This window comes from Polynucleobacter antarcticus (assembly GCF_013307245.1).
Classification (GTDB): Bacteria; Pseudomonadota; Gammaproteobacteria; order Burkholderiales; family Burkholderiaceae; genus Polynucleobacter; species Polynucleobacter antarcticus.
The window spans coordinates 2,064,829-2,085,330 of record NZ_CP028941.1; the positions used below are offsets into that span (position 1 = coordinate 2,064,829).

17 protein-coding genes are annotated in these 20,502 nt (G+C 45.6%); 4 read left to right on the top strand and 13 right to left on the bottom strand.

Features of this window, described 5'->3' with window-relative positions:
- Positions 1–16: 16 nt before the first annotated feature.
- Complete coding sequence (locus tag DCO16_RS10685) at positions 17–517, top strand: flavin reductase family protein (RefSeq protein WP_173943628.1); 501 nt, start codon at positions 17–19, stop codon at positions 515–517.
- Between the two features lie 30 nt (positions 518–547).
- Complete coding sequence (locus DCO16_RS10690) at positions 548–1,210, top strand: glutathione S-transferase family protein (RefSeq protein ID WP_173943629.1); 663 nt, start codon at positions 548–550, stop codon at positions 1,208–1,210.
- Between the two features lie 59 nt (positions 1,211–1,269).
- Here DCO16_RS10690 and DCO16_RS10695 read toward each other — a convergent pair whose 3' ends face one another.
- The 9 genes from DCO16_RS10695 to DCO16_RS10735 form a co-directional block, all read right to left on the bottom strand.
- Positions 1,270–4,308, bottom strand: coding sequence for an efflux RND transporter permease subunit (locus tag DCO16_RS10695; protein ID WP_173943630.1), 3,039 nt, complete (start codon positions 4,306–4,308; stop codon positions 1,270–1,272).
- Between the two features lie 7 nt (positions 4,309–4,315).
- Entirely contained in the window at positions 4,316–5,455 is a 1,140-nt protein-coding gene (locus tag DCO16_RS10700; RefSeq protein WP_173943876.1) for an efflux RND transporter periplasmic adaptor subunit, read from the bottom strand.
- Positions 5,456–5,621: 166 nt separating this feature from the next.
- On the bottom strand, positions 5,622–7,157 hold the full coding sequence (locus DCO16_RS10705) for an efflux transporter outer membrane subunit (RefSeq protein WP_173943631.1): 1,536 nt from the start codon (positions 7,155–7,157) through the stop codon (positions 5,622–5,624).
- A gap of 145 nt (positions 7,158–7,302) precedes the next feature.
- Positions 7,303–8,163, bottom strand: a complete 861-nt coding sequence (locus DCO16_RS10710) for a pirin family protein (protein ID WP_173943632.1) — start codon at positions 8,161–8,163, stop codon at positions 7,303–7,305.
- A gap of 32 nt (positions 8,164–8,195) precedes the next feature.
- Positions 8,196–10,028: a glutamine--fructose-6-phosphate transaminase (isomerizing) gene (gene glmS, locus DCO16_RS10715; RefSeq protein ID WP_173943633.1), complete on the bottom strand. Its 1,833-nt coding sequence runs from the start codon at positions 10,026–10,028 to the stop codon at positions 8,196–8,198.
- Positions 10,028–11,506 (bottom strand): bifunctional UDP-N-acetylglucosamine diphosphorylase/glucosamine-1-phosphate N-acetyltransferase GlmU, encoded by a 1,479-nt coding sequence (gene glmU, locus DCO16_RS10720; RefSeq protein WP_173943634.1) that lies wholly within the window; start codon positions 11,504–11,506, stop codon positions 10,028–10,030. The genes glmS and glmU overlap by 1 nt, the downstream gene beginning before the upstream one ends.
- Positions 11,503–12,438 (bottom strand): tRNA 2-thiocytidine(32) synthetase TtcA, encoded by a 936-nt coding sequence (gene ttcA / locus DCO16_RS10725; protein WP_254598045.1) that lies wholly within the window; start codon positions 12,436–12,438, stop codon positions 11,503–11,505. The genes glmU and ttcA overlap by 4 nt, the downstream gene beginning before the upstream one ends.
- Positions 12,438–12,833, bottom strand: coding sequence for a dihydroneopterin aldolase (locus DCO16_RS10730; protein ID WP_173943635.1), 396 nt, complete (start codon positions 12,831–12,833; stop codon positions 12,438–12,440). The genes ttcA and DCO16_RS10730 overlap by 1 nt, the downstream gene beginning before the upstream one ends.
- A 14-nt stretch (positions 12,834–12,847) precedes the next feature.
- A complete protein-coding gene (locus DCO16_RS10735) occupies positions 12,848–13,681 on the bottom strand; it encodes an SDR family oxidoreductase (protein ID WP_173943636.1) in 834 nt (277 codons plus the stop codon).
- 37 nt (positions 13,682–13,718) lie between these two features.
- Between DCO16_RS10735 and DCO16_RS10740 the strand changes: the two genes are divergently transcribed.
- Positions 13,719–14,912 carry a class I SAM-dependent methyltransferase gene (locus DCO16_RS10740; RefSeq protein ID WP_254598046.1) on the top strand — a complete coding sequence of 398 codons (1,194 nt, stop codon included), beginning with the start codon at positions 13,719–13,721 and terminating at the stop codon, positions 14,910–14,912.
- On the opposite strand, the gene DCO16_RS10745 is transcribed toward DCO16_RS10740, so the two are convergent.
- From DCO16_RS10745 to DCO16_RS10755, 3 genes are read right to left on the bottom strand one after another with little or no spacing between them, the layout of a single operon-like run.
- Complete coding sequence (locus DCO16_RS10745; RefSeq protein WP_173943638.1) at positions 14,909–16,048, bottom strand: tRNA nucleotidyltransferase/poly(A) polymerase-related protein; 1,140 nt, start codon at positions 16,046–16,048, stop codon at positions 14,909–14,911. The two genes, DCO16_RS10740 and DCO16_RS10745, sit on opposite strands and share 4 nt — an antisense overlap.
- Positions 16,049–16,052: 4 nt before the next feature.
- The gene (locus tag DCO16_RS10750) at positions 16,053–16,961 is read right to left on the bottom strand and encodes a complex I NDUFA9 subunit family protein (RefSeq protein WP_173943639.1); all 909 of its coding nucleotides are present in this window, start codon (positions 16,959–16,961) and stop codon (positions 16,053–16,055) included.
- Between the two features lie 24 nt (positions 16,962–16,985).
- Positions 16,986–18,944, bottom strand: a complete 1,959-nt coding sequence (locus tag DCO16_RS10755) for a lytic transglycosylase domain-containing protein (RefSeq protein ID WP_254598047.1) — start codon at positions 18,942–18,944, stop codon at positions 16,986–16,988.
- A 55-nt stretch (positions 18,945–18,999) separates the two neighbouring features.
- Here DCO16_RS10755 and DCO16_RS10760 point away from each other — a divergent pair, with 55 nt between their 5' ends.
- Positions 19,000–19,629: a 5-formyltetrahydrofolate cyclo-ligase gene (locus DCO16_RS10760; protein ID WP_254598048.1), complete on the top strand. Its 630-nt coding sequence runs from the start codon at positions 19,000–19,002 to the stop codon at positions 19,627–19,629.
- A gap of 14 nt (positions 19,630–19,643) precedes the next feature.
- On the opposite strand, the gene metF is transcribed toward DCO16_RS10760, so the two are convergent.
- Positions 19,644–20,495, bottom strand: a complete 852-nt coding sequence (gene metF / locus DCO16_RS10765; protein WP_173943641.1) for a methylenetetrahydrofolate reductase [NAD(P)H] — start codon at positions 20,493–20,495, stop codon at positions 19,644–19,646.
- Positions 20,496–20,502: the final 7 nt, after the last annotated feature.

Below are 20,502 nucleotides of genomic sequence, written 5' to 3' on the forward strand. Positions count from 1 at the left end.
CTATCTATCATTGAATATGACGCCATTTAACTCACAAGAACTACGCAAAGGATTTTCATCCTTTGCCACTGGGGTTACGGTCATTACTTGCCTAGATGCCGACCAAACACCTTTTGGTGTCACCATCAGCTCTTTTAATACCGTCTCTTTAGAGCCGCCATTGGTTCTCTGGAGCCTCAAGCAACGCTCGCACTTGATGCCCTATTTTGAAGTTGGTCATAAACAACTGATTCATGTTTTAGAAAGATCTCAAGAATCGATCGCGATGCATTTTGCTACCGTCAAAGAAAATCAGTTTGTAAACATCCCGCACACAAGTACTTTGAGTGGTCTCGCCCACATTGATGGCTGCGTTGCTTATTACGAATGTGAAACAGTTTCCATACATACTGGCGGAGATCACAATATTATTGTGGCTAAAGTACTCGGCTTAAAAAATCATCCCGAGCGTGAGCCCCTTATTTTTTCTCGTAGTCAGTTTGTTGGGCTAGATGTCGCCGAAGAAAAAACTATTTAATATATTGCCATCCCAATTGAAGGAAATCTCATGATGCGTTTATGGGGTAGAAAAAGTTCTATCAATGTTCAAAAAGTTTTATGGTGCCTCGCTGAGCTTGGGCTCGAAGAAGGAAAAGATTTTGAACGCATTGATGCAGGACTTCACTTTGGGAAAAATCGCACCCCAGAGTTCTTGAAGCTCAATCCCAATGGCTTAGTACCCACATTGGAAGATGGTGATCTTGTCCTGTGGGAATCGAATACCATCTTGCGCTATCTAATTCGTCAATATGACCAAAACAAGCGCTTTCCAACAGATACCGCTAGTCAATACCGTTCGGAGAAGTGGATGGATTGGCAAGTAGGGACGATGTGGCCAGTATTACGGATCGCTTTTCTGGGGCTCACTCGCACACCCGAGCCCGAACGCAATCATGAGAGTATTCGAAAATCATTTGAAGATACTACTCAACTACTCACCTTACTAGATCAAGATCTGGCCTTACAAAAATATTGCTCCGGAAATATTTTTCACATTGGCGATATTTCCCTGGCGCTGTGCGTCAGTCGCTGGTTTCTCTTACATCAAACCTTTCCAGATCAGACTGGGCCGCGTACGCCATTAAAAAATATTGATGCTTGGATGAAAAGGCTAGAAGACCATACGCAATATGCTGTCGTAGCCGAATCCCAACTCAATATTATTAAGTAAATTTAAGCGTAGCTTACTTCGGGTTACTTACTTAGAGTTGCTAACTGAGGTTTGCTAACTTACTGCTGCTTAAATTTCTTTTGCTGATGGTCAGCCCCAATAAATAAATACATTGCGGGCACAACAAACAGGGTGAAGAGCGTACCAATTGAGAGTCCCGTGAAAATCACGATGCCCATGGACTGACGTCCTGCAGCGCCTGCACCAGAAGCAATGACTAAGGGAACAACCCCAAGCACCATCGCCGCAGTAGTCATCAAGATAGGGCGTAGACGCACACTACTTGCTTCTACAATCGCATCCAACTTACTACGCCCCGCTTCTTGCAGTTCATTAGCAAATTCGACAATCAAAATACCGTGCTTACTAATGAGACCCATGAGCGTGACAAGTCCCACTTGGGTATAGACGTTTAAGGTCGTGAACCCTAGATTAATAAAAATGAGGGCGCCAAATAAAGCCAGCGGCACCGAAACCAAAATCACAATCGGATCTCGGAAACTTTCAAACTGCGCTGCCAGCACTAAGAAGACGATCAAAATCGCGAAGAACATAGTGACTAAAAAACCGCCAGACTCTGCCATAAATTGACGGGAAGGTCCCGCATAGTCTATGTTGTAACCCCCACCAGGAGCTACCTCTTTCAATGCTTGACGCATAAATTCTAAAAGATCTGCTTGAGATATAAAGGGGGTGCTAACCCCACCAATCGTCGCCGAGTTTAATTGCTGGAAGTGATTAATTGACTGAGGTACCACTTTTTTCTCAATCGTTGCAATCGTACGCGCCTGAATCATCTGCCCACTAGGCGTGCGAATGTAATAGTCAAGGATCTGATCAGAGTTCAAGCGATCCGTTTGCTTTACTTGTGGAATCACCCGATAAGAACGACCTGCTACAGAAAAGTAGTTAACAAACCCACCTCCTAAAGCAGCAGACAGTGCACTACCCACTTGTTGCTGAGTCATGCCTAAAGCAGCTACCTTTTCTCGATCAATCACGAGCAAGTCCTGTGGCTTATCAATCTTCAAATCTGTATCGACGTAGAAAAAATGGCCACTCTTGCGAGCTTTATCTAGAACAGCCTGAGAAACCTCATTTAACTGTTCATAAGATTCAGTAGTATTAATGACTACCTGCACGGGGAAGCCTTGCGCACCCGGTAAGGCAGGAAATTGAAAGGCTGCTACACGGGCGCCAGCAATTGTGTTCCATTTATTTTGCATATCCTGCTGAAACTTGGTCGCATTACGACTGCGCTCCTCCCAGTCTTTGAGCAGAACACCGCCAAAGCTACTTGTTGGACTGGTGATTTGAAACATTTGTTCATATTCAGGCTCTGCACTCGATATTTGATAAATCTGATCGGCATAGGTTTGCATCTGATTCACCGTGCTATTGGGAGGGCCTGAAGCCTGCATTAGTACGATCCCTTGATCTTCTGTTGGGGCTAATTCAGCATGCGCAGTGGCATACAGATATGCTACGCCACCAAGCAAAATGACCCCCATCACAATAATGACCTGCCAGGTGCTTAATAAGTCACGCAAGGTTTTTTGATAGCTATCGTGAACCTTATCAAAGATTCGATCAATTTTTTGCACGAAAGGAGAGGCTTCTTGCTCCTCAGTAAAAATACGGGAGCACATCATGGGCGACAACGTTAAAGCAATTAAACCGGAGACTGCTACAGCACTAGCCAAGGTAAATGCAAACTCTGTAAAGAGTGCCCCCGTTAATCCACCCTGAAATCCAATAGGAATATAGACAGCAATCAATACAACCGTCATCGCCAAAATAGGGCCGCCTAACTCACGAGCTGCAATCAAAGATGCCTCTAGGGGAGACTTCCCTTCTTTCATATGGCGATCCACGTTCTCGACCACAATAATGGCATCGTCTACAACTAAGCCAATAGCGAGAACCAAGGCTAGTAAAGTCAATAAATTAATGGAATAACCCAAAATCTGCATGAGGAAAAAAGTGCCAATTAATGACAAGGGCATCGCAATCACCGGGACCGCAACGGCGCGCGCACTTCCCAAGAATAAATAGATCACCACAGTCACAATCAATAGTGCTTCTAATAGCGTCATGACGACTTCATCGATAGAGCTCGTGATGAACTTGGTAGAGTCATAGACCACCTTACCAGTCATGCCAACAGGTAATTGCTTCTGAATATCTGGCACTGCAGCACGAACGCGTGCTGCTACATCCAACAAATTAGCCTGTGGTGCCACCTTGATAGCTATAAATACTGAACGTTTGCCACTAAACGCTACATTGGTGTTGTAGTCCTCTGAGCCCATATTGACAGTCGCAACTTGGTCCAAATAGACAATGTTGACACCATCTTTTTTAACGACCAATTTTTGAAACTCTTCAAGGGTATGCAAATCCGTACCGGCTACGAGGCCAACGGTGACCATATCGCCTTTAGTACTACCGACTGCCGAAAGAAAATTATTTGCGGCCATTGCGTTATACACATCATCAGCACCTACGCCTAAGCCTGCCATCTTCTCGCGGTCTAACCAGGCACGTAAGGCAAATTTTCTACCACCAGTGATCTCGGCATTCTGAACGCCTTCAATAGAATCTAACTTGGGCTTAACTACCCGCAGCAAATAATCGGTAATCGCGTTATTCGGAATGTCATCGCTATAAAACCCCATATACATGGCAGCGGTAGACTGACCAATCTGCACCGTCAGAATAGGTTGTTGAGCTTGCGGGGGTAGCTGATTCTTCACCGAACTAATCTGTGTCTGAATCTGCGTCAAAGCCGCATTAGAGTCATAGTTCAGTTTCAGGGTAGCGATGATGGTCGATAGGCCACTCACGCTTGTAGAAGATAAATAATCTATACCTTGAGCCTGCGCGATTGCAGTCTCTAGCGGTTGGGTAATGAAACCCGCAATGGTTTCAGGATCTGCGCCAAAGTAAGCCGTAGTGATGGTGACCAATGCATTTTGGGTTTGCGGGTATTGATTAACCGGCAAGGAACCTACTGCCTTTAAACCAAACACCAAGACAAGCGCACTCACAACGAGTGATAACACGGGCCTACGAATGAAGATGTCCGTCCAATTCATTTTGGACTTACTCCTGGGGCTGTGGGTTTGGTGCGTTAGCAGGCTGCACCTTGTTATTCACAATCAAGGGAGTGCCATTCTTGAGCTTAAGTTGACCACTTGTTACCACCGTCATACCCTCATCAACTCCTTTTAAGATAGCCACTTGATCGCCACGGGTAGGACCTGTGGTGACAAAGACCTGCTGTGCCTCTAATCCAGGATTGCCTTGTTTGTCTTTCTTACCGGTTGCCTTAGCAATAAAAATAGTTGAGCCATAAGGGTTATAGGTAATCGCTGTTTGAGGAAGAGTAAGTAGCTTTACTTCATCTCCTAACTTCACATTTACATTGGCAAACATGCCTGGCAATATTTTTTTATCCGGATTAGCCAGCCGTGCCTCAATCTGAATATTGCGAGTATTGGTATCCACCTTAGGGCTGACTGCCGTCACTTTGCCCACAAAACTGTCATCCTTAAACGCATCGGTCGTGACAGTAATCTCTTGTCCAACCTGAATTTGTGAGGCATTACTCTGCGGTAAATTAAAGTCCACAAAAATAGGATCTAAAGTTTGTAAGGTAAGTAACTTATCGCCAGAGTTGACATACTGTCCGGGGTTCATCATTACTATGCCCACTCGTCCGCTAAATGGTGCTTTTAAATTCTTCTTGGCAACCAAGGCGATTTGCTGTTCTACCTGAGCTTGCTTCGAAGCGGCATCTGCTTTGCTAGTATCAAATACATTTTTACTAATAGCCTGAATATCAAGCTGCTGTTTATCTCGCTCATTAATAACTTTAGCTAAATCTGCGAGTGCCTTCAAAGAATTCAGTTGGGCAACGTCAGAATTGTCATTGAGCTTAATGAGTAACTCACCCTCCTTGACATCCATGCCAGATTTAACGGGGACTGATTGCACAAGACCACCAATTTCAGTACTGAGATCTACCCCTCTAAATGCACGTACATTTCCCACGCTAGTGAGTTTTGGCTGCCACTCACTCGTACTAATTACCATGGTTGAAACCGTTGCGGGAGGTAGGCCCATGCCTCCAATGAAGTACTTGATCATCGCAATCTTGAGCTGGTTAAAGCCAAAAATTAAGCCGAGCAATAGCAACACGCCACAAAGCATGATGGTCATACGACGGCGTAATGGAGTCATAGCCTGCAATTTTGCATAGGCCTTGGTATTCATAAAACGCTCACGTGGCCGTAAAGTATTTCCAATACCCGCCCATAGAGAAATGATGCGATTACGTAAATGCCATTCTGCTTCCTTGGCGCAGATCCAAGTCCACATTGCCAATATCGCCGTTGTTACTTTTGTTTTAATTATTTCCAGAAGTTTCATTTTGATCTTTGTTCGCTATGTCTTTTGGTTGAAAGGCTGGGCCACTTCGATTCCACCAGCCTCCGCCTAATGCTGCAAATAATGCTGCCGTATCAGAGAAGCGAGTGGCTTGTGCAGATACGGATTTCACTTTAGCCAATTGATATTGATTTTGGTAATACAGCACAGCTAAGTAACTTGCTGTACCTAACTTATATTGCTGCTGTACTAAATCTAAAGTTTCACCGGCATAACGCTCTGCATCGGATGCGGACTTCAAAGCCTGTGCACCCGTCTCGAGCGCACGCAATGCATCCGCTACTTCTTGAAAGGCTTTAAGTACAGTAGCTTGATACTGGAAAACAGCTTGATCATAATTTGCGAGAGCGCCACGTCGCTGAGCTAAAAGGCGTCCGCCCTGAAACAGAGGCTGCAAAATACCGCCCGCAATCGACCATAATGCGGAATTAGGGCCAAATAACGCATCACTCGTTAATGCGGCTGAGCCAATGGCACCAGTAATAGTAAATTGTGGCAATAAATTTGCAGTCGCTACTCCCACAAAAGCATTCGTTGCCTTTAATTGTGCTTCTGCTGCACGGACATCAGGCCGCTGACGCACTAAGCTAGAGGGTACAGAGAGTGGTAGCTTCTGCGGTAAGTGTAAGGTGCCTAAATCAAACTTCGTCAGGTTGGCATTGCTCGGCAGTTCACCCACCAGTACAGCGAGTTGATTGCGCGCAAAAGCAAGATTACGTTCGTAATTAAATAAATCCACTTGTGAACTAGATACGAGGGTTCTTTGGGATGTCACATCCACTTTAGAAACGGTACCGATTACAAGCTGCTTCTCAGTAACCTCAGCTAAATTTGTTTGTGCTTTCAGAATTTCTTCCGTAGCTTGCATCTGTGCACGCAGTGCAGCTTCACGTACTGCCCCAGTCACAATATTGGCTGTTAAAGATAAGTAAGCACCTTCTAACTGAAACTGCGCAATTTCCGCTTGGGCTCTAGCGCCCTCTACTGTTCGCCGCGCCCTACCAAAGACATCTAGGCTATAAGTGACATTGACAGATGCGTTGTATAGGTTGTAGGTGTCTGAGCCATAAGGCAGGCCATAAATTGCAGAGGGTTGTAGTTGCCTATTCACCCCTCCACCCAAACCAATTGCGGGAAAATACTGCCCACCAACTTGGGCACTGACATTGGCTTGACTGGCGCGCAAGGCAGCATCGGCAGCACCTAAGTTTGGATTTTGTTGCAGGGCTTTTTTGATTAAGGCATCAAGTTCAGGAGATTTAAATAAAGCCCACCACTGCGCCTCAATATCGGCTCCTTCTAGAAATTCTTGCTCGGTACCACCGGGCACACCGGGTGCAGTCGCTAATGTTTTAGAAAGCGTACTCTCAGTATAGGTAGTAGTCTTTGGTGCATCCGGCTGCTTAAAATCGGGGCCCACTGCACACGCAGAGAGAAGCCCTGCAAAGAGCAGCGGAGATAAGCGCGCAAGAGAACAATCTATTGAAGCAAACATGAACTGTGACAAATATCCTTTTCTACAAACAATATTTGAACACACTTTTATAAATCTAATAATCTAACACCTTGATTTGAATAATGTTTTTTGTTCACAAGAAGCGGTATAAGTCAAATAGAAATTTTTACCAGTGATTTTTAAATTAAGTAATCTTCCCAAAACTACCGCTATTAAAGTCATGTATGGCTTGAGCGATTTCTGCTTGAGAATTCATCACAAACGGGCCGTATCCAACAATCGGCTCATCAATCGGCTCACCACTTAGAAGTAAGGCTCTTGAATCCTCTAACACATCAAGCTCAATACCCTGTCCATCATGACTAAACATCAGCATTTGGGCATCTTTAGCGGGCAGACTCTCACCAGACGTAACGGCTCCTGTTAGCACCACCAGAGAAGTATTCCAACCATCAGGTGCCTCAATCGTGGCCATTCCCTTCTTGAGATGAAGGTCAATTACCTGCATTGGCGTAAAGGTATGGGCAGGGCCGATTATCCCCTGAAATTTTCCAGCAATGATGCGTGCGCTCCCACCTACATTCTGGAGGTCGACAGAAGGTATCTGTTTATCCAAAATAGCTTGGTAAGCAGGCTGAGTCATCTTATCTTTTGCAGGTAGATTTATCCAAAGCTGCACCATTCTCAATATGCCGCCGCGCTTAGCAAAACTTTCTGCATGAAATTCTTCATGCAAGATACCCGAACCAGCAGTCATCCACTGCACATCACCGGGGCCAATTACACCGCCTTGGCCTGTGGAGTCTTTATGCGCTACTTCACCATCGTAAACAATCGTCACTGTTTCAAAACCACGATGGGGGTGAGAGCCCACTCCTTTGCGCTCCGTCGTTGGCAAAAATTCTGCTGGGCCTGCGTAGTCCAGCATCAAGAATGGACTCATTTGTTTTCCTAGGTTCTGATAGAAAAACAAAGTGCGAACCGGAAAACCATCGCCTACCCAATGTCCTTGATCGTTACCTTGTATGCCAATGAGTTTTTTCATGTATTCCAGTGGCCTCGAACTACTGTTCAGATTTACTCTACCGTGACGCTCTTCGCTAAATTACGTGGCTTGTCTACATCTGTGCCCAAGGCGCAGGCCGTGTGATACGCCAGGAGTTGCAAAGGCACTACATGCAAGATCGGGGAGAGGTCGCCATAGTGTTCTGGCAAGCGAATGACATTGATGCCTTCGCTACTAGTGATCTCCGTATCTTGATCCGCAAATACATATAGCTTGCCACCACGGGCTTTAACTTCTTGCATATTCGACTTCAGCTTTTCTAATAGCTCATCTTTAGGTGCTACGGTGACTACTGGCATCTTTTCAGTCACTAGAGCAAGAGGACCGTGCTTGAGTTCCCCGGCTGGATAAGCCTCAGCATGAATATAAGAAATCTCTTTTAATTTAAGTGCGCCCTCTAGTGCAATTGGGTAATGCATACCACGGCCCAAGAAGAGCGCATTTTCACATTTAGCAAATGCATCGCTCCAGGCAATAATTTGTGGCTCTAGCGCTAAGACCGCTTGTAAGGCTTTAGGTAAATGGCGCAACTCCCGAAGTATTTCTTTTTCACGCTCAGGCAATATTCTGCCAGCACGCTTAGCTAGGGATACTGCTAAAAGATAGAGTGCGACTAGTTGAGTCGTAAATGCTTTTGTAGAGGCGACTCCGATTTCAGTACCGGCCTTGGTTAAAAAACTCCATTTAGTTTCTCGCACCATGGCACTACTGCCCACATTACAAATAGACAGCGTATAGGGATGCCCCAAAGCTTGCGCATGCCGCAAAGCCGCTAAAGTATCCGCTGTTTCACCAGACTGAGATACCACCACAATCAGCGCATTGGGATTGGGAACTGTCGTGCGATAACGATACTCGCTAGCAATCTCTACTTGGGTTGGTACACCCGCTAAATCTTCTAACCAATACTTGGCAACACAGGCAGAGTAATAGCTGGTGCCACAAGCCAAAATCAAAATATGATCAAACTTCTTCCACTCTTCTGGATCCGCATGAAATAGTTCCGGGCCAAAACTAGCGATGTTGGCCAGCGTATCTCCTATAGCCCTAGGCTGCTCAAAGATTTCTTTTTGCATATAGTGCTGATAGGGACCCAGATCTACAGACTCCGCTTGCGCAGGCATTGGCTTTAACTCTCTTTGCACTAACTGGCCAGCGCGATCCATCACTTCAACTGAATCTGCTTTCAAAATAGCAATATCGCCTTCCTCCAAATACATCATGGATTGCGCCTTACCTGCCAGTGCTAAAGCATCCGAAGCTAGAAAGTGTTCATGCTCACCATGGGCTACTACGAGTGGCGAACCTGCACGCGCACCTACTAAAGTTTTGGGGCTATCTTGTGCAATTACCCCAATCGCATACGCACCATGCAACTTTGGCAATACAGCCTTCACCGCTAAAGCCAAATTCTTTTGACCGTCAGCGACATACTGCTGATGAACTAAATGGGCAATGACCTCGGTATCGGTTTCTGAAGTGAAGACATAAGCTGCAGCCTGCAATTGAGCACGCAAAGTCTCGTAGTTCTCAATAATGCCGTTATGTACGACAGCGATTAAGCCATTCGAGATATGGGGATGGGCATTTTGCGTATCCGGCTTACCATGTGTTGCCCAACGGGTATGGGCAATACCTAGTGTTCCATGAAAATCTTTACTTTGCTCTGCTAACTCAGCAACGCGTGCCGTGGTCCGCGCTCTTTCAATGGGATGCTTGGCATCAGCGCCATCAATCACAGCAAAGCCACAAGAGTCATAGCCGCGATACTCGAGACGGCGCAAACCCTCCACCAACACATCTACGATATTTTTATTAGAGATTGCCCCAACAATGCCACACATTATTTTTTACCCTTAGCTACAACCTTCTTGGCAACTTTCTTCTTGGCAGAAACTTTTGAAGCAGCTACTTTTTTCTCTTGCTTTATCGGACGCTCCCAAGGAAGAGAAATTTGTTTCGCACGGGATACCGTTAACTGGTTAGGAGGTGCATCTTTTGTCAAAGTAGTGCCAGCACCTAAGGTAGCGCCTCGCCCAACTCGCACTGGGGCAACGAGCTGAGTATCTGAACCAATAAAGACATCGTCCTCAATAATAGTCTGGTGCTTATTAACACCATCGTAATTACAAGTGATCGTACCTGCACCAATATTGACGCGTGCACCCACAATTGAATCACCTACATAAGCTAAATGATTCGCCTTACTATTTGCAGCAATCCGACTATTTTTTACTTCGACAAAGTTACCGATATGAACATCATTAGCTAAGTCAGCACCAGGACGTAAGCGTGCATATGGGCCAATGACAGAAGCAGCACCCACCTTTGCGCCATCAAGATGACTAAAAGCATGAATGGCAACCTGTTTACCAATCGTACTATTGCGAATAATGCTGTAAGGGCCAATCCGTGTTCCAGAGCCTAATGTGACATCGCCTTCAAATACACAGCCTACGTCAATGAAGACATCTGTCCCGCACTCAAGAGTACCGCGGACATCAATACGCGCAGGATCTGCAAGCGATACACCGGCATCCATTAATTGCGTAGCAATATGCTGTTGATGCACACGCTCAAGAGCAGCCAACTGATCACGACTATTGACGCCTACCGTTTCATATTCAGCATCGGCTTGTGTAGTGCGAATAGGTACGCCATCCTTAACCGCCATCGCAATCACATCAGTTAAATAATATTCGCCCTGAGCATTGCTGGCACGCAAGGCCTTTAACCATTTCTTTAAGGAATTGCTTGGCAGCACCATAATGCCGGTATTAATTTCTTGAATTTTCTTCTGAGTAGAGGTGGCATCTTTTTCTTCTACGATCTCTTGCACTGAGCCATCGATATCACGCACAATCCGACCATAGCCACTAGGATTGCTTAGGCTTTGCGTCAGGAGCGCCAAAGCACAATCCTGTCTACGCACACCATCAGCCAAGGTCACTAATTTAGCCAGTGTCTTCTTGCTAGTCAGTGGTACGTCGCCATATAGAACCAAAGTAGGCTCGTTGAGATCTAGCTTAGGTAATGCTTGTAAGACAGCGTGGCCTGTGCCTTTTTGCTCCGCCTGAATAGCAGTGCTCACTTTGCCATAGCGAGGATCTTGCTTAACGGCATTAAGAAGAAATGCTTTGACATCGGCAGCACCATGACCAATCACTACGATCGGGCCATTTTTTGTATTCTTAGTTTGTAATTCCAGGGCTGTGTTAAGAACATATTGCAGTAATGGTTTGCCAGCCAAGGTTTGAAGAACCTTGGGTAAGGCAGATTTCATCCGCTTTCCCTGCCCAGCAGCCAAAATAACGATGTTCATAGAGAGGGATTATAAGACCCCTGAATCACCGTACCGCAAGCTAATTCATCGATTTCTGCCTCGTCAATCGCCTTATCGCCCGCCGACCTTGCGGCAATGCCTGAAAGCTCCGTAGAAATCTCTAAATTCTGAAAATCAAATGCCTCACTATCCATCAAATGAGAAGGGACGATATGGTGCATAGAACGAAATAAATTCTCCACCCGGCCTGGGTATTTCTTTTCCCAATCCCGCAGCATCTCTTTCATCGCACCCCGTTGCAAATTCGGCTGACTGCCACACAAATTGCAAGGAATAATAGGGAAGTCCATATCGACTGCATAACGCTCAAGCAACTTTTCAGGAACATAAGCTAAGGGGCGAATCACAATGTGTTTACCGTCATCAGAGCGCAATTTCGGTGGCATGCCCTTAAGCTTGCCAGCAAAAAACATATTCAACATTAAGGTTTCCAAGATGTCGTCTCGATGATGACCCAGCGCAATTTTGGTCGCACCCAACTCATCTGCTACACGATACAAAATGCCTCGCCGTAAGCGTGAACATAAACCACAGGTTGTCTTCCCCTCAGTAATGACGCGCTTAACAATGCTATAGGTGTCCTGATTCTCAATATGAAACGGTACGCCCAAAGCAGTTAGGTAGTTCGGCAAAATTTCTTCTGAAAACCCAGGTTGTTTTTGATCTAAATTGACAGCAACAATCTCAAAATGAATGGGGGCACGCTCGCGTAACTTTAAGAGAATGTCGAGCATGGCATAGCTATCTTTACCGCCTGAAACACACACCATGACTTTATCGCCATCTTCAATCATGCCGAAGTCACCAATAGCTTGCCCAACTAGACGACATAATTTTTTCTCAAGCTTATTCTCTTCAAGCACCGCTTTACGAGTATCGCCCGTCATAACTGAATGCTTTTCAGCTTGCATTAGCTTGACTTCATCCGAAAGACTTCGACACCGACTGAATGGCAATCTGGATACACATCCGGCTTGGCGGTACTGACACAGGCAGCAATCACCTTAGGGTGCTGCAGCATCGCAGCCACAATATCATCGCAAAAAGTTTCCTGCAAATGAATATGCCCCCTAGAAGACAATCTCTTAATGGTTTCACGCATAAAGTCATAATCTACTACTTCATCTAATTGGTCATTGGACGGCGTATTGACATTGAGGGGTACATATAAATCAACATTCAGAATGACACGTTGCTCACCCTGCTTCTCAAAATCGTGAACCCCAATATTAATGTTGACTTCATAGTCGCGCAAAAATAAACGGCGGCATTCCATAAGCGCTGGATGAGAAAGAGTAGCTTGCATAATTTTCTTTATTTTTATTTTAATGTTTCATTCGTTTTAAACATGACGTCGCGTGAAGAAGGCGCTAAGTGCTGTCCCCCATCTACATATAAGGTGGTACCAGTTATCGCTGTCGCATTGGCTAAAAAAACAGCTGCTTGAGCAACATCCTTAGGTGTTGACGATTTACCCAAAGGCGTCATCTGATGTGCTTTAGTAAAACCAGCTTCTGTTTGATCACCTGAGAGCAAGGTAATTCCCGGAGCCAAGCCGACCACTCTTAAATGGGGTGCAAAATCAAAGGCCAATATTTCAACGGAATTTAATAGCGCCACTTTTGATAAGGTGTAGGACAGGTGATCTGGATTGAGATTAATTAACTTCTGATCGAGCAATTGAATCACTGAGGGAATGGCAGATCCCGATGTATATTTTTTTTCTAAGATACTTTTTTGATATTCGAACATACACTGTGACAACAAAATCGGTGCAGTCAAATTAACCTGCATATGGTCTTGCAAGTTTTTAGATGTCAGAGGTGTATTTGAATTAGCTCGATCATATTCAAAGATCGAAGCGCTATTAACCAAGCACTGTAGGTTTTCAAACTCAGAGGTGACGGCGCTAAATAAGGCTTTCACTTCAGCTTCTTTAGCCAGGTCCGCTTTAAATGCTGTGGCTTTGCGCCCAAGTGTTTGAATTTCAGCTACGGTTGCCTGTGCTTCCGCCTCTGAATGTCCATAATGGACTGCAATATCCCAACCTTGACGGGCAAATTCCAAAGCAATCTCTCGCCCTAGGCGCTTAGCTGCACCGGTCACTAAAACCGCTTTATTTGGCTGGGATGAGGTGTTTGAACTCAAGTTCACTGAAATTCTCTTAGACTAGCGAGCTATGGATATTACCTTGACCAGCCTAGAAACGGCTCATACCGAGCTGCTTCAGCAACAAATAATGGCTGAAATAGCTTCCCAAGGGGGCAAAATCCCATTCTCTAAGTACATGGAGATGGCTTTATATGCCCCAGGAATGGGTTATTACAGCGCTGGCGCCCATAAATTAGGATCAGGTGGAGATTTCACAACAGCTCCTGAGATCAGTCCGCTCTTTGGGGCTGCAATCGTTTCTACCTTGTTACCTATCCTGCGGGGCCTGCAATCTCAAGGCTTGCCTACCCAAATTCTGGAGTTTGGCGCCGGTACGGGCAAGCTTGCTGAATCTATTTTGACGCGGCTGCATGAGCTTGGGTTTGCTCTTGATCGTTACGACATTATTGAAATTTCCCCAGACCTTGCCCAAAGACAAGTGGCGCGCTTGCAGACGCTTTCTCAAAAGCTCAGCCTATCTACGCAATGCCATTGGCTTAGCGCCCTGCCAAGTCAATTCAAAGGGATCATTCTGGCAAATGAGGTGATGGATGCTATCCCCTGTGATGCCATTATTTATCACGATGGTTTTTGGCATTGGCATGATGTCACTACAGTCAATGAAAAATTAAATTGGATAGTAGGAAGGCCTGTTCAACAAGATTTACTTCCTGAAGCTTTACTCACGGGTCATTTCTCGGAAGGCTATCTCACTGAATTACATCCGCAAGCCAACGCTTGGGCTGGACAAATTGCCAAGCAATTACATACTGGCTTATTTCTGACTTTTGATTATGGCTTTCCGGAGACCGAGTACTACCATCCTCAGCGTTCTACTGGAACGCTCATGGCACATCATCGCCATCATGCCATTCAAGATCCTTTTTATCTTCCAGGACTTTGTGATATCACTACGCATATTGCATGGACTCAGATAGCGCGTAGTGTATTAAATAAAACCGTAGACGATGTCTATCTGAGCAATCAAGCAGGGTATTTACTCGATGCCGGCATTGGGGATATTGCGCTAGAAATCGGTGACCCCAGCAATCCAAAAACTTTCTTACCGATTTCTAATGCATTACAAAAACTGTTATCAGAAGCTGAAATGGGTGAGCTCTTTAAGGTCTTTGCTTTTTCGAAGAACCTCAACGCTGCTCTACCCGATGTACTCCACTACACCTTAGAAGACTTGCCAGGGCTGCGAGGCAGAAACCGTCTCTCGTCTTGCTAGTTTTTAAGCGCCACTGTCACAGCAGCAAGTCTTGCCGCATCGACTGCGCTTCGAATGACCTCACCATTAGCGCGATTCTCTGAGGGAATACTAGCGATCACCGCTGCGGTATTCAGCGCTTGGGTTTGTTGCAAACTCGTCATCAAGGGTTGAATTGACAAACTAATACTTTGAGCTAACCCTAGTAAGTCTAGTGTGCGCTCAGGCTTACGCCACGCATCTGCGCGGTTAAACCAAGTCAACACATCAACGGGTTCATATACCCCAGCAGCTGCACTAGCGGTCTTTTCTATCAGTTGATACAACTTACTAAAGATCTCGCAAAAATCTCGCACCTCCTTAGGCATGCGCACACACTCTGCCCAAGAACGAATAAGCTCACTAGGCAGGTGCATGAGTACTACAGCGCAGCGATACTCGAGCAGAGCATGGATTGAATGTAAACGCACAATCAATTCTTCGCGGGCAAGCTCTTGAGTTAACTGCAATGTGAGCGCTGATGGCAAAAGGGTTTTAGCAGCGCCCGTATCTAACAGAACCTGAAACATTCGCATTGGCTTCTCAGCCATCAATCCTCTAGCCAACTCTTGCCAAATACGTTCTGCAGATAGTGCGGCTAATTCATTCGATTGCACAATGGCTTGTAAAGCCTTCATAGTTTGCGCTGCTATCGTAAATGTAGGGAAACGTGCTGCAAAACGCGCAATGCGTAAAAGTCGCAAAGGATCTTCGGCAAAAGCATCAGATACATGACGAAATACTTTAGCTGCTAAATCCTGTTGGCCATTGTAGGGATCCAAAATAGGTCCCACCCTATTACACTCTTGATCGACTTCTTGAGCCATTGCATTGATCGTGAGGTCTCGACGCTCTAAGTCTTGCTCTAAGGTGACAGTAGGGTCGGCATAAAACATAAACCCTTTATAGCCCTTGCCAGTTTTTCGTTCTGTTCGCGCAAGCGCATACTCTGCCTGAGTATCTGGATGCAGGAATACGGGGAAATCTTTCCCTACCGGCCGATAGCCCTTAGCGATCATCTCTTCGACGTTGGAACCCACCACGACATAATCAATGTCATGTACTGGTAAACCCATAAGGGTATCCCGAATAGCGCCACCGACTGCATAGATCTTCATTAACTTATTTCATACCTTCAAGCGTACGCCGACTCATTCCAAATACTTGAGTCAGTGCATCTAGACCGCCAATCGGCAAAATATTTGGCACCTGCATAGAAGCAATATTGTCTCGTGACATCAAAGTTGAAACAGGTAGGTACTCAAAAGCCAGTGCTTGCAAATACCCCACAAAGTCTGGAACAGGAATAACGGCACATCGAGTGTCTACTTTGCGTGCTGCCAGTTCGACAATCTCTCGCATGGTGTAAACCGTTGTTCCAACAAGGTCATATGTCTGGCCAATAGTAGCCGGCATCTTTAGAGACTTAGTAAAGGCCCCAGCTACATCATCCACGCTGACAGGCTGAAACTTGGCAGTGGAATTAGCCAAAGGCATCGCTGGAAAAATCTTGGTTAATTTTGCAAATAAATTAATGAATTGATCTTGGGCGCCAAAAATCACAGAAGGTCTAAAAATAGTCCAATCTAGACTACTGGCTTTTACAGCTGCTTCGCCATCACCTTTACTGCGCTGATACATAGAAGGACCCTTTGAGTCAGCTCCTAAAGCACTCATATGTAAATAACGCTTCAGGCCGTTGAGTTGCATAGCAGTAATAATATTTTTTGGTAGATCCACATGGGCTGCTTTAAACACTGCACCATAAGGTAATGCTGGCTTGTCATGTAAGACGCCTACTAAATTAATCACAGCACCGTTAGCTTGGATGCGTGAGCACAGATTTTGCAAGGTATCAAACTCGTGAACATCAGCATCTTCTATGTGAACCTTAGGTAGCATGCGTAATTCACTAGCTGCTGCTAAGTGCCGCGTAGGCAGTAACACGGAATATCCCTCAGCTTGCAATTGCGCCGCTAAGACCCTGCCTACAAAGCCATTACCACCAATCAGCAAAATGTCATATTTCATAAAAAATCCGATTTCATTAAAGGTTTAAGGTAATTCAGATGCGAGGGCTACCTTAGGTGTAATTACACCTAGGCGTTGCTTCAAAGAAGTCGTCTGACCATTCATAACTGAGGAATAGTAAATCGAATTGGCAAGCACATTCTTGACGTAAGTCCGTGTCTCTAAGAACGGAATCGTTTCCGCAAAAATGGCGCCCTCAGTTGGACTTGTGAGTTTTTCACGCCACGCTTTAGAGCGTGAGGGGCCTGCGTTATACGCTGCAGATGCAAGTACCCAGGATCCATCCAAATCGACTAAGACCATATTTAAATAATTACTGCCCAAAGTTAAATTAATATTGGTATCGCTCAGTTTGTCATTGGTATAGTTCGTCATACCAATTTTCTTAGCGACATACTTTCCAGTATTGGGCATGACTTGCATCAGGCCAGAGGCGCCTACTGATGAAGAGGCATTCATGATAAAACGAGATTCTTGACGAATCAGCCCATATGCCCAAGCTAAGTTCAAATCAATTTGCTTGGCAATCGGCGTCAACTCCTCACGAAATGGCGTTGGATAACGAAGACTAAAGTCATGCTCTTGTTTTGTACGGTCAGCCGTATTGACTACGCGGTCATAGAGGGCGATGCGTTTTGCATACTCAGCAGCAGCCAATAGCTGTTTGTCGCTCATATTGCGCAACTCCCAGTTCCATTCACGATTTCCTTCGAAACGTAAATTCATGGCATAAAACCGTTCGCCCCTAAGAAATCCTTTACGACTCGCCATGGTTTCTATATCTGCATCATTTACTTTCGTACGGGCTGGTGGATGATTTGATTTACCTAAATCTTCACGTGCCAACTGCCCATAAAAATTAAATTGCTCACTGACTAACTCTAAATTCTCACGGGCTTTTTCATGCTGGCCTTCGGCCTTCAGTGCACGTGCATACCAGTAGGTCCATGCGGGATCTTTACTGCGTACTGCAGGATTCATACCCTCGATCGCATTCTTGACTAGCAGCCAGTCTTTCGCACGCAAGCCTGCACGTACTTTCCACTCCTGTCCTTCAGTGGATAAGAGTTCATTAAAACCCAGATCCTGTTGCAAGCGATAAGCATCATCTGCCCTAGGGTCTAATTTTTTAGCCAGAAACTGCCCAATGACTCCCCAGGCTACCGCTTGATTTTCTTTACTATAGCGAGGAGCATTTTGTGAGAAATCCTTAAATGCTTTTGCAGGATCTGCTCTGGCGGCCTTCACAATTTCAGCGATGGGATCTTCACCGCCAAGACGGCGAGACATTGTCTCAAAACCAAGCTCACCAGCAGCCCGACCCAAGGCCTTTGCCTCACTCGGCGTCATTCCACCAGCCCCCACTAAAGCAGGGACGAGCTCTTGGCAAGCTAAGCCAAAAAAGCGAGGATCAAGCAACACGGCACGTGCATCCATCGCTAACTTCATAGGGTTCTCACCTTGTATCAACTTAGATTGCAGCGCATAGCATTTCAACTGCGTATCGTCATCCAAAGCAAACTTGGGATATTCCATATCAAAGCGTGACCAATCTTTGCGCTTACCCAAGACCAGCAACCAATCATTACGCATCCGATCTGCTAGAGCGGTACCCTGATATTGGTTTAAGAAAGCCAGTACCTGCGCATCTGCATTCGTATCTGCACGAGCTACACCAGCATTATCAAATAACTGCGGCTTGATACGGAAATAGGCTACGTAGTCTTCATAGGGGTAATTGGCCAGACTTGCAGCAAGTGTTTGTGTGCGAGCAACATCATTTTTTCTAGCGGCATCACGTAACTCAATAAAAGTACGATCAGCATCCGTCATTTCAAATGTAGAGGCCTTACTTTCTTTAGGCTGAATTGCTTTTTTTGCTTTCTCTGCAGCGAGTACGGGCGTACAAACTAGCAAGGTGAGCGATAGCAGCAAGCCTAAGGTTTTATGCAAAATACTTAAATCGTTGAACTTCTTTTCCACTATATGGCCTTATCGATTTACTATATTTCTCAATTTTCGCCTGATAATGGTTGATATGCACGGCAATTCTCCAAAAACACTACGGCAGGACTTACTCGCCCAAAGAAAACAATTTGTGGCAAGCGCCCGCTATGACGCAGCAAGAGCAGCGCTTTTCAGCGGGCTAGCGGAGTTTCTTGCGGAATCAGAAGCCCAGATTCGCTCGGTTGCTCTATATTGCCCGATTCAGTCTGAAATTGATGTCCGCCCGACCCTGTTGGACTGGGCTGACCAGTCACCTGAACGAATCCTTTGTCTACCTTTTGCGCGCCCTGATAAACATCTGGATTTTTATGCCTGGCATAGGGATGACATCCTGATACCTAGCCAGCATGGTGTTCCAGAACCCGACCCCAATAATTTTCTAAGGCCTCAAGTCATTCCAGACTGTATTTTGATCCCCTGCGTGGGGTGGTCTCAATCGAGTGATGTGATAAGTACAAGTGCCATAAACCATTACTGGCGTCTGGGTTATGGCGGTGGCTATTTTGACCGCACCTTAGCGCAGCTACGCAAAACTAAACCAGATCTCATTTGTATCGGCCTTGGTTTTGATTGGCAGAAACTCAATGATGCCCAGTGGCAGGCTCAAACTCATGATGAGCCCTTAGATGGAATGTTGACCGAGTCAGGCTTACTTGGCTAAGCTCTTGATCGTGATTATTGTCTTATTTGCCTAGGCAGTCTGTCTAGGCTTAAATTATCAGCAATGGCTAAAACAGCATCTGCTTGGTTCAGAGAATAGAAGTGCAAACCAGGTGCACCGGCAGTTAATAGCTGATCGCATAGATCGGTCACTACCTCTTCACCAAAAGCTCGGATAGAAGCAACGTCATCGCCATAGGATTGAAGTCTGAGACGAATCCACCGCGGAATCTCTGCACCACACGCATCTGAAAAACGCAGCAACTGGGTGCTATTGTTGATCGGCATAATGCCTGCAATTACCGGCTGAGTAACACCTAATTCATAAGCCTCATCAACGAAACGGAAGTACGCATCGCTGTTATAAAAGTATTGTGTGACTGCAGAGTTAGCGCCTGCCTTCATCTTCTGTACAAAAAAATCAATATCGGTTGCCGGCGATCTAGCCTGCGGATGGGTTTCTGGATAAGCAGCCACATCAATATGAAACCAATCACCCGTTTCTGTACGAATAAACTCCACCAACTCATTAGCATGATGAAACTCACCATACTGACCCATACCAGAAGGTAAATCACCACGCAAAGCAACAATGCGTTTAACGCCTAGAGCTTGGTATTGCTTGAGCATTTCACGTACGCTCTCACGTGAGCTACCCACACAAGATAAATGCGGAGCAACTGCTGCACCAGTAGCATGAATATCACTGACTACTTTTAATGTGCCAGACTGGGTAGAGCCACCGGCACCAAAAGTCACAGAATAGAACGCGGGCTTGAGTGACTCACTCAAACGCTCGCGTACGAGATGCAACTTACTCTCACCTTCCGGTGTTTTAGGAGGAAAGAATTCGACGCTTAATTCCATGATCTTG